Source organism: Streptomyces sp. McG3 (assembly GCF_018619185.1).
Lineage (GTDB): Bacteria > Actinomycetota > Actinomycetes > Streptomycetales > Streptomycetaceae > Streptomyces.
Genome location: NZ_JAAXYC010000284.1, coordinates 1 through 10,559, shown reverse-complemented (window position 1 = coordinate 10,559; position 10,559 = coordinate 1). Strand labels below are relative to the sequence as shown.

7 protein-coding genes are annotated in these 10,559 nt (G+C 72.5%); 4 read left to right on the top strand and 3 right to left on the bottom strand.

The features are described 5' to 3' along the window. The first annotated feature begins 36 nt into the window (after positions 1-36). The 4 genes from HET64_RS31245 to HET64_RS31230 all read left to right on the top strand — a co-directional run bounded on the left by HET64_RS31245 (position 37) and on the right by HET64_RS31230 (position 4,371). Positions 37-606 carry a GAF domain-containing protein gene (locus tag HET64_RS31245; protein ID WP_215110513.1) on the top strand — a complete coding sequence of 190 codons (570 nt, stop codon included), beginning with the start codon at positions 37-39 and terminating at the stop codon, positions 604-606. A gap of 101 nt (positions 607-707) precedes the next feature. After that, positions 708-1,496 (top strand): sugar phosphate isomerase/epimerase, encoded by a 789-nt coding sequence (locus tag HET64_RS31240; protein ID WP_215110511.1) that lies wholly within the window; start codon positions 708-710, stop codon positions 1,494-1,496. A 252-nt stretch (positions 1,497-1,748) separates the two neighbouring features. Continuing rightward, the gene (locus HET64_RS31235) at positions 1,749-3,581 is read left to right on the top strand and encodes a glycoside hydrolase family 3 protein (RefSeq protein ID WP_215110510.1); all 1,833 of its coding nucleotides are present in this window, start codon (positions 1,749-1,751) and stop codon (positions 3,579-3,581) included. A 127-nt stretch (positions 3,582-3,708) separates the two neighbouring features. After that, complete coding sequence (locus HET64_RS31230) at positions 3,709-4,371, top strand: hypothetical protein (RefSeq protein ID WP_215110509.1); 663 nt, start codon at positions 3,709-3,711, stop codon at positions 4,369-4,371. A 61-nt stretch (positions 4,372-4,432) separates the two neighbouring features. Here HET64_RS31230 and HET64_RS31225 read toward each other — a convergent pair whose 3' ends face one another. The 3 genes from HET64_RS31225 to HET64_RS31215 form a co-directional block, all read right to left on the bottom strand. Beyond that, positions 4,433-5,917: a S28 family serine protease gene (locus HET64_RS31225; RefSeq protein ID WP_215110508.1), complete on the bottom strand. Its 1,485-nt coding sequence runs from the start codon at positions 5,915-5,917 to the stop codon at positions 4,433-4,435. 131 nt (positions 5,918-6,048) lie between these two features. Further along, on the bottom strand, positions 6,049-6,489 hold the full coding sequence (locus HET64_RS31220) for a hypothetical protein (protein WP_251146136.1): 441 nt from the start codon (positions 6,487-6,489) through the stop codon (positions 6,049-6,051). A 171-nt stretch (positions 6,490-6,660) separates the two neighbouring features. Next, entirely contained in the window at positions 6,661-10,395 is a 3,735-nt protein-coding gene (locus HET64_RS31215; protein ID WP_215110507.1) for an ABC transporter ATP-binding protein, read from the bottom strand. Positions 10,396-10,559 lie beyond the last annotated feature (164 nt).

Sequence of the window (10,559 nt, the reverse complement as noted above, 5' to 3'; positions counted from 1 at the left end):
CTCTCCCCCACCGCCGCCCCGGTCACCGACGCCCAGATCGCCGACGCGCCGCGCCGCGAGTTGCTCCAGTCGGTCGTCGACGTGGCCCGCGCCATCTTCGGGGCCGAGGCCAGCTCGGTCTTCCTGCTCGACGAGGAGGCGGACGAGCTGGTCTTCCAGGCCGTGTCCGGGCAGGGCGAGGAGTTCCTCGTGGGCCGCCGGTTCCCGGCCGGGCGCGGGATCGCCGGTTGGGTGGCGACCTCCGGCGAGCCGATGGTGGTGGACGACCTGAGCTCCGATGCGTCCTTCGACCGCTCGCTGGCCGAGTCGACCGCGTACGTGCCGAACGCCCTGATGGCGGCCCCGCTCATCAGCGACTCCCGGATCCTCGGGGTGCTGGAGGTGCTGGACCCCTCCCCGCAGGCCAGGTCGGGCGTCCGGGAGCTGGACCTGCTCGCGATGTTCGCCCGGCAGGCCGCCGCGGCCCTGCGGGTGGTCACCCCGGAGCGGGTGCGGGAGGCCGAGCAGCGCGCGGTCGCCGGCACGGGCGTGCTGGAGGGGGCGCGGCGCGAGGACGCGTTGAAGCTGCTGAGTAGCCTGGAGCGACTGCTGCGGGGCGCCGGCTGAGGAGGCCTGCGCCCGGGAGCGGCCACTGACCCGGCGCCCGGGAGTAGCCACCGGCCCGGCGGGCAGGAGCGGGGCGTCGGATCAAGGGAAGGACACGCACGATGAAGCTCGCATTCTCCACCCTCGGGGTGCCGGGAACGCCGGTCTCCGAGGTCGTCCGGCTCGCCGCCGGGAACGGCTACCGGGGGGTGGAGCTGCGCGTCCACCCCGAGGAGCCGGTGCACCTGGGGCTCTCGTCGCTGGAACGGGCCGATGTGGTCGAGGCGTTCAAGGCCGGCGGGGTGGAGATCCTGGCCCTCGCCGGGTATGTGAAGGCTGCTGCCGAGGGGGACGACGAACCGGTCCTGGCGGAGCTGTCCGAGCTGGTGAAGCTCGCCCGGGACCTGGGCGCGTCCTACGTCCGGGTCTTCCCGGGCGGCGGCGACCAGGAGCGGGCGGAGGCCGACGCGACGGCCGCCCGGCGGCTCGGTGCGGCGGCGCCGGCCGCCGCCGACATGGGTGTGAGCATCCTGCTGGAGACCCATGACTCGCACCGGGCGGGCCTCGACGCCGCCCGGGTCGTCGCCACGGTCGGGCACCCCCGGGTCGGCGCGATCTGGGACGTGCTGCACACCTGGCTCGCCGGTGAGGAGCCGGCCGCCAGTCAGGCGGTGCTCGCTCCGCACCTGGGGTACGTCCAGGTGAAGGACGTCGCGTCGGCGGACGACCTCACCCCGGTGGCGCTGGGTTCCGGGGTGCTTCCGCTGGCGGACTGCCTGGACGGGCTCGATCAGGACACGTGGGTGTGCTGGGAGTACGAGAAGCGCTGGCACCCGGGGGCGGCGGAGCTGCCGGGGCTGCTGGGCGCGGGGCGCGAGTACCTGCTGCGGCTCGGAGCTCCGAAGCAGTAGTGGCGGGGCGGTACGAGGGCGCGGGGGCCGGTGCGAGGCGGCGTACCCCGCGCTTTCGTGTGCGTGCGGGGGGCGTGCGCCCGCTTCTGTGTGCGTGCGGGGCGGCGTGCCCGTGCGCTTCCGGTCCGCCCGTTCGCGTCCCTCCGTTCGCGTGCGGGTCGTGACGCGGGCGGCCCGGGCTCTTGACTGGAAGTTATTTTCCATATAAGCGTACTCACTTGAAAGTTTCTTTCACCCCGGGAAGGAGCTCACGTGCCCCACCGCACCTCAAGACGCACCCTCCTCACCGCCACCGCGGCCGCCACGGCGGCCGCGGCCACCGGCGCCCTCGCCACCCCCTCCGCCGCGTCCGCGCACTCCACGAACGCCTCCACCGACCGCCGGCTGCGACGGATCATCGCCGGGATGAGCCTGGAGGAGAAGGTCGGCCAGCTCTTCGTGATGCGGGTCTACGGGCACTCCGCCACCGACCCCGACCAGGCCGACATCGACGCGAACCTCAAGGAGATCGGGGTCCGTACGGCCGCCGAGTTGATCTCCACGTACCACGTCGGCGGCATCATCTACTTCACCTGGGCGCACAACACCCGCGACCCGCACCAGATCGCCGAGCTCTCCAACGGCCTCCAGCGCGCCGCGCTCGCCGGGCGCTCCCGGCTGCCGCTGCTCGTCTCCACCGACCAGGAGCACGGCATCGTCTGCCGGGTCGGCGAACCCGCCACGCTGCTGCCGGGCGCGATGGCGCTCGGCGCGGGCGGCTCACGCTCCGACACCCGCCGGGCGGCCTGGATCGCGGGCGCCGAACTGGCCGCGCTCGGCGTCAACCAGAACTACGCGCCGGACGCCGACGTCAACGTCAACCCGGCCAACCCGGTCATCGGCGTACGGTCCTTCGGCTCCGACCCCGCCGCGGTGGCCGCGCTGGTCGCGGAGCAGGTGAAGGGCTACCAGGGCGCGGGCATCGCGTCGACCGCCAAGCACTTCCCCGGTCACGGGGACACCAGCACCGACAGCCACACCGGGCTGCCCGTCATCAACCACACCCGCGCGCAGTGGGAGGAGCTGGACGCCCCGCCGTTCCGCGCCGCGATCCGGGCCCGTATCGACTCGATCATGACCGCGCACATCGTGGTCCCCGCACTCGACCCGTCCGAGGACCCGGCCACGCTCTCCCGGCCGATCCTCACCGGCATCCTCCGCGAGGAGCTGGGCTACGACGGGGTGGTGGTCACCGACTCGCTCGGCATGGAGGGGGTGCGCACGAAGTACGGCGACGACCGGGTGCCGGTCCTCGCGCTGCTGGCGGGCGTGGACCAGCTGCTGAACCCGCCGAACCTCTCCGTCGCCTGGAACGCCGTGCTGGAGGCGGTGCGGGGCGGCGAGATCAGCGAGGCGAGGGTCGATGAGTCGATCCTGCGGATCCTGCGGCTGAAGAGCCGACTGGGCCTGTTCCGCGACCCGTTCGTCAGCCGGCGGGGCGTCGAGCGCACGGTCGGCAGCCGCGCCCACCGGGCCGCCGCCGACCGGATCGCCGAGCGCACGACGACCCTGCTCGCCGACCCGGGCGCGACTCTGCCGCTCTCCCGCCGCAGCCACCGCGACCTGCTGGTGGTGGGGGCCGATCCGGCCTCCCCCTCCGGGACGACGGGCCCGCCGACCAGCACCCTGCGGGACGCCTTCAGTGAAATGGGCTTCACGGCGACGGCGCTGTCCACCGGTACGGCTCCGAACCAGGCGAAGATCGCCGAAGCGGTCGCCGCCGCCGGGGGCAGGGACGCGGTGGTCGTGGCGACGTACAACGTCACGGCCACCAGCTCGCAGCGCACCCTGGTCACCGCCCTCGTGGCGACCGGCGTCCCGGTGGTCGCCGTCGCGGTCCGCAACCCCTACGACGTCGCGCACCTCACCGGGACGGGAGTCGCCGCGAGCCTCGCCGCGTACTCCTGGACCGATGTCGAACTGCGCGCCGCCGCCCGGGTGATCGCGGGCCACGCCGAGCCGGAGGGCACCCTCCCGGTCCCGGTGCAGCGCGCGGACGACCCGACGCAGGTGCTGTATCCGGTGGGCCACGGGCTGTCGTACTAGCCCTACGGCGACCGGACGGCACCGCCCTCCGGCCACGGACGCAAAGCACCCCGCGCACCTGGCGTGGCCCCGCTCCGGCGGGCCGCGCCAGGTGTACGTCTGTACGGACGTATCGGGGGTTTTCTTCATGGCTGAGCACGCTTCCCCGGGAGCCCGGCACCGGCCGCCGGTTCCACAGCGGGTCCGGGTCACGGCCCGCTTCGCCCTGCTGGCCGTGGCCGCGCTTCTGCTGACGACGGCCTGCCGGGCCCCGGACGGGGCGGTCACCGACGACCGGGCGTCCGCCCCCGCCTCGCCCGGCCCGTCACCGTACGGGGTGGTGTTCCTCGGCCCCGGCGACTGCAGTTCGCGCGGCCCGGAGATCCGGGAGGTCTTCTGCCGCAGCGAGAAGGCCGTGGCCACCGTGCTCGCCCGGCACCTCGGCACCCTGGCGTCGGGCCCGCCGTGCCCCGACGCCACGGACTTCGTCCTGCATGTGTCGGAGACGGGCACCGGGGCCCGTTCCCGGCTCACCACCGGCTACGCCTGCATGCGGAATCTGGAGCCCCCGCATCCGGGCGATCCGGGGCGGGGCGGCGGCCCGCTGACCGTGGTCGGGGACTGTGTCACGGCCTCCCGCGCGGGCGAGGTCACCGAGACCGCCTGCGCGGACACGGGCGGACGCGCCCCGCGCTACCGGGTGGAGTCGGCGGTGCAGCGGCGGGCGCAGTGTCCCGGCACCACGGACCTGTTCGTCGCCCTGGGCGGGGACAGGCCGGTGGGCTGCGCCCGCCGGTCACCGGGAGAGTGACGGAGGACGCAGCCCACGTGAGCCGCCGGAGACGCCGGCGCGGAGAGCCGTGCGGGGTCCGCTACGGGCGCAGCGTGGCCTCGTCGCGCTCGATCTCGCCGTTGCGCTTGTCCAGCTTCTTGTCGAACTTCGCCAGCGGCTTCGCCTTGGCCGGGTCCGCCTCGACGGCCGCCGGGGCGACGCCCGCCCAGCGCAGGATGTCGGCGGTGGCCTTCGCCTTCTGGGCCTCGGGGAGACCGGAGACCTTCGAACCGTGGTTGCCGCCGGCGACGGTGTAGACGTAGCTGTCCTTGGCGCCGCGTCCGAGACGGAACGGCTCCGCGCTCCACGGGTCGTTCTCGCCGTTGACGTACATCATCTGCCGGGCGTTGCGCTTGACCCAGCGGTCGATGTCCCGCATCGCGCCACGGTCGAACGTCATCGGGATGGAGCGGGGCACGAAGTTGCGCGGGGGCTGGTAGCCGTAGCGGCTCAGATTGCCGAGCCAGGGCTGCTTGATGTCCGGCGAACCGAGCTGGGTGCCCGCCTGGTAGTAGTACGGGGTGTACGTCTGAAGGCCCGCGTCGGCGTAGGCGGAGAAGCCCGAGACGGCGTCGACGGAGTTGTAGATGTCGTCGTCGGTGGCCTTCTTGGCGTCGGCCGGGATGTCCACGCAGTCGGCGACCAGGCTGTACTGCCAGAACGCGAACGTGTAGTCCATGACCGTGGCCTCGTAGGCCCGGTCGAGGGAGCCGACGGTGTTGAAGGTCCAGCCGTTGGCGGCGGCCTGCTCCTTGTACTTCTTCTGGAGCGGGGCCCGGCGGATCAGCGCCTCGCGCTGCACACCGGCCAGCTTGTCGCGGCACTCCTCGGTGCCGACGTTGCGGAAGAACCGGTCGTACGCCGAGTCCTCCTTGTCGACGACGTCGTTGGGCGCGACGTAGGCGACGACGCCGTCCATGTCCTTCGGGTAGAAGCGCTCGAAGTACGTGGCGGTCATGCCGCCCTTGGACCCGCCGGTGGCCAGCCACTTCTTGTCGTAGATCTTCTTGAGCGCCGTGAACACCCGGTGCTGGTCGCTGGCGGCCTGCCAGATGTCCAGCTTGGACCAGTCGGCGGGGGCCGGCCGGGACGGGGTGAAGTAGCGGTACTCCAGGGAGACCTGGTTGCCGTCGATGATCTGCGTCGGCTCGCTGCGGCTGGGGTTGGTGGAGACGTTGTAGCCGCTGGTGAAGAAGACCGTCGGGCGGCTGACGTCCTTGTGCAGCAGGGTCAGGCGCTGCTGGAACGTGCCCTTGGACGGGCGCCGGTGGTCGACCGGCTGGGTGTAGTTGAGGACGAAGTAGCGGTAGCCCGCGTACGGCTTCTCCTCGATCAGACTCATGCCCGGGATGGCCAGGATGCGGTCCTTGACGTCCTCGTTGCCCGCTTCGCTGCCCGCGACAGTTCCGCTGCTCCGCTTCGCGGCCGGTTCCGCGGCGGTGGCCGCACCGGCCGAGGCCCCCGTGGCTCCGACCGTGCCTATGAGCACGGCGAGCGAGAGAACCCCTGTGAGTGACTTGCGCATGCACTCTCCCCTTGATTCACAACAGTCGCCGTGAACTTATCGGGGCAACACACGCCACGCCAGACCCGGTTGTTCGTGTCAGTGGAGAAGATTGGTGTCCGTGGGGAGGATCGACCGGCCGGCCCACGGATTCAGCAGAGGATCCACCCGGTGGAGGCGGACTTCTTGCCGATCGCGCCGGTGGCCCGGACACAGCGGTTCAGCGCGCTGACCGTGACGGGCCCGGCCATCTTCGTGTACGAGCCCTTGTCGATGACGGCGCGACCGCCGCGCGCCTGGAGCGTGACGCTCATCGTCCGCCGCTTGCCGGGCTTCTTGGCGACGGTCACCGCGCACGCCTGCGCGCGGCTCTTGTAGACGCGCAGCTCTCCCGTGGAGAACTCGACGGTCTTCGCGGGGCGGCCGGAGCAGCCGGAGGCGGCCCGGGCGACGTCGGGGGCGCCGAGAAGGGGCACGAATCCGGCGAGCAGGAGCAGGACGAGGAGGCGGACCAGCAGGGGCCTTCCGGCCGGCCCTGGCGATCCCGCCGGTCCCGGCCATCTCGCCGGCCCTGTCGATCCTGTCGGTCTCATGGGTCTCACCGGCTCCGCAGCCCTGTCGAACACCTTCGCCCCCACCTGACGTCTGTACGCACCCGTGCGTCCCTGGCTACGACGCAGCAGACCCGTGGGAGGTTGCACCGCCGGCCCGCCTGGGCCCACCGGGGCCCGATGCCCCCGGGGCCGGGTGGACCCGGTGGCCGCTCAGACGCCCGCCGGCTCGTCCTCCCCTATGCCCTCGCCGATGAAGGTGCGCCACAGCCGGGCGTACCGCCCGCCCCGGGCGAGCAGCTCGTCGTGTGTGCCGTCCTCGACGACGCGCCCGTGGTCCATGACCACGACCCGGTCGGCGCGGGCGGCGGTGGTCAGCCGGTGGGCCACCACCAGCGTGGTGCGGCGGCCGGCGAGGCGGTCGGTGGCCTGGTTGACCAGGGCCTCGGTGGCGAGGTCCAGGGCGGCGGTGGCCTCGTCCAGGAGCAGGATGTCCGGGTCGACGAGTTCGGCGCGGGCCAGTGCGATGAGCTGGCGCTGTCCGGCGGAGAGGTTGCGGCCGCGCTCGGCGACCTCGTGGAGGTAGCCGTCCTCCAGCGTGGCGATCATCTCGTGCGCGCCGACCGCGCGGGCGGCGGCCTCCACCTTGGCGTCGGTGGCGTCGGGCAGCCCGTAGGCGATGGCGTCGCGGACCGTGCCGGCGAAGAGGTACGCCTCCTGCGGGACGACGCCGAGGCGGTGCCGGTAGGCGGTCATGTCGAGGGTGCGCAGATCGGCTCCGTCGGCGGTGACCCGGCCGCCCGTGGGGTCGTAGTACCGGGCGACGAGCTTGACGAGGGTCGACTTCCCGGCCCCCGTCTCCCCGACGAACGCCACCGTCTGGCCCGCCGGGATGTACAGGTCGACACCGGTCAGGGCCTCCTCGTCGGAGCCGTACGCGAAGGAGACGTCCTCGAACGCGATCTCGCCGCGCAGCGAGAGCACGTCGAGCGGCTCGTCCGGGTCTTCGGTGGAGGTGGGTTCGCGCAGCAGCTCCTGGATGCGGCCGAGGGAGACGGTCGCCTGCTGATAGCCGTCGAAGACCTGGGAGAGCTGCTGGACGGGGGCGAAGAAGAGTTCGATGTAGAGGAGGTAGGCGACCAGGGCGCCGACGGTCAGCGTGCCGTTGTCGACCCGGCCCGCGCCGACGATGATCACGGCGGCGGCGGCGACCGAGGCCAGCAGCTGGACGAACGGGAAGTAGACGGAGATCAGCCACTGGCCGCGTACCCGGGCCTGGCGGTAGTGGTCGCTGCGCTCGGCGAAGCGGGCGGCCCCGTCGTGCTCGCGGCCGAAGGCCTGGACGATGCGGAGGCCGGAGACGGACTCCTGGAGGTCGGCGTTGACGGCGCTGATGCGGGTCCGGGCCAGCTCGTACGCCTTGACGCTGCTGCGCCGGAAGAAGACGGTGCCGATGATCAGCACGGGCAGGGTGGCGAAGACGACCAGGGCGAGCTGGACGTCCAGGACGAGCAGTGCGGCCATGATGCCGAAGAAGGTGACCACGGAGACGAACGCGGTGACGAGCCCGGTCTGGAGGAACGTGGCGAGCGCGTCCACGTCCGTCGTCATCCGGGTCATGATCCGGCCGGTCAGCTCCCGCTCGTAGTAGTCGAGGCCGAGCCGCTGGAGCTGGGCGAAGATCTTCAGGCGGAGCGAGTAGAGGATCCGTTCGCCGGTCCGGCCGGTCATCCGGATCTCGCCGGTCTGCGCGATCCACTGGACGAGCACGACGAGGAGCGCGATCGCGGACGCCGCCCACACCGCGCCGGTGGAGAGCTGGGAGACGCCCTCGTCGATGCCGTGCCGGATCAGGACGGGCAGCAGCAGGCCCATGCCGGCGTCGACGGCGACGAGCCCGAGGCTGATCAGCAGGACCGCGCCGAAGCCGCGCAGCAGCCGGCGCAGCCCGTAGGAGTCCTCCGGCCGCACGGCGGCGGCCTCGTCGACCTCGGGGGTGCCGGTGGCGGGCGGCAGGGCCTCGACCTGGGCGAGCAGCTCGGGCGTCGCGGGCATGCCGGCGACGGTGGTGTCCCGCTCCTCCTCCTCACGGATCCACAGCGCGGGGGTGATGCCGCGCTCCGCGTCGAACTCGGCGTCCAGCTCCTCCTGGAGCGCACGGTCGTCGTCCTCGGGGCCGGCCTCCGGGCGCGGCGGCCGGTGGCCCGGCGAGGTGCCGCCCAGCTCGTCGGGGTCGGTGAGGAGGCGGCGGTAGAGCGCGGAGGTGCGCTCCAGCTCCTCGTGGGTGCCGATCGCGGCGAGCTTCCCGCCGTCCAGGACGGCGATGCGGTCGGCGAGCTGGAGGGTGGAGCGGCGGTGGGCGATGAGCAGGGTGGTGCGCCCCGCCATCACCTGCTTGAGGGCCTCGTGGATCTCGTGCTCCACACGGGCGTCGACGGCGGAGGTCGCGTCGTCGAGGAGGAGGAGCCGGGGGTCGGTGAGGATGGCGCGGGCGAGGGCGACACGCTGGCGCTGGCCTCCGGAGAGGGTGAGTCCGTGTTCGCCGACGGTGGTGTCGTACCCCTGGGGCAGTTCGGCGATGAACCGGTCGGCCTGGGCGGCGCGGGCGGCCTGCTCGATCTGTTCCCGGGTGGCGTCGGGGAGGCCGTAGGCGATGTTGGCGCGGATGGTGTCGGAGAACAGGAAGCTGTCCTCGGGGACGAGCCCGATGGCTGAGCGCAGGGACGCCTGGGTCAGCTCGCGGACGTCGTGGCCGCCGATGAGGACGGCCCCGTGGGAGACGTCGTAGAAGCGGGGCAGCAGGAGCGAGACGGTGGACTTGCCGCTGCCGGACGCACCGACGACGGCGACGGTCTCGCCGGGTTCGACGGTGAGCGAGAACCCGTCGAGGACGGGCCTCTCCTTGTCGTAACCGAACCGTACGTCGTCGAACTCGATGCCGGCCGGGGCGTCGGCGGGCAGTTCCTTGGTGCCGTCCCGCATCGAGGGCTCGGTGTCGATGAGCTCCAGGACGCGTTCCACACCGGCCCGGGCCTGCTGTCCGACGGTGAGGACCATGGCGAGCATCCGGACCGGGCCGACGAGCTGGGCGAGGTAGGTGGAGAAGGCGACGAACGTGCCGAGGGTGATCTCGCCCCGGGTGGCCAGCCAGCCGCCGAGGGCGAGCATGGCGACCTGGCCGAGCGCGGGCACCGCCTGGAGGGCGGGGGTGTAGCGGGAGTTCAGCCGGATGGTGCGCAGCCGCCCGGCGAACAGCCGGCGCCCGACCTCGCGGAGCTTGCCGGTCTCCTGGTCCTCCTGGCCGAAGCCCTTGACGACCCGGACCCCGGAGACGGCCCCGTCGACGACTCCGGCGACGGCGGCGGCCTGGCTCTGGGCGTACCAGGTGGCGGGGAAGAGACGGGTGCGGGAGCGGCGGGCGATGAACCAGAGGGCGGGGGCGACGGCGAGGGCGACGAGGGTCAGGGGCAGCGAGAGCCACGCCATGATCACCAGGGAGATGAGGAAGAGCAGCACGTTCCCGATGGTCATCGGGAGCATGAACAGCAGCCCCTGGATCAGCTGGAGGTCGCTGGTGGCCCGGCCGACGACCTGCCCGGTGGACAGCTCGTCCTGCCGTTTCCCGTCGAGCCGGGTGATCGTCGTGTACATGTCCGTACGCAGGTCGTGCTGGACGTCCAGGGCGAGCCTGCCGCCGTAGTACCTGCGGATGTAGGTGGCTATGTAGACGAGGACGGCCGCGCCGATGAGCAGTCCGGTCCAGACGGTGAGGGAGCGGGTGTGGTCGGTGACCACGTCGTCGATGATCACCTTGGTGATGAGCGGAACAAGGGCCATGACGGCCATTCCGGCGAGCGACGAGCCGAGAGCGAGCACGACGTTGCGCCGGTACCGCCACGCGTACCCGGTCAGCCGCCGGCCCCACCCCTGTTGCTCTGCGCCCGTCACGCGTTGCCTCCCGTTTCGGCCTGTCCGCCGGCCTGTCCGCTGGTCCAGCTGTTCCACCGGTGACCAGGCTCCGATCCAGCTGTTCCACCTGGCCTACCGGAAGGCACCAACGCCCGGGGCTGCGGATTTCATCCCGCCGCAACAAAAGGGGCGGCGGACGGGGC

Excerpts from the sequence above, each read along its gene's own strand:
- HET64_RS31240 (WP_215110511.1), top strand. The coding sequence starts at position 708 with ATGAAGCTCGCATTCTCCACCCTCGGGGTGCCGGGAACGCCGGTCTCC.
- HET64_RS31230 (WP_215110509.1), top strand. The coding sequence starts at position 3,709 with ATGGCTGAGCACGCTTCCCCGGGAGCCCGGCACCGGCCGCCGGTTCCA.
- HET64_RS31225 (WP_215110508.1), bottom strand. The coding sequence starts at position 5,917 with ATGCGCAAGTCACTCACAGGGGTTCTCTCGCTCGCCGTGCTCATAGGC.
- HET64_RS31220 (WP_251146136.1), bottom strand. The coding sequence starts at position 6,489 with ATGAGACCGACAGGATCGACAGGGCCGGCGAGATGGCCGGGACCGGCG.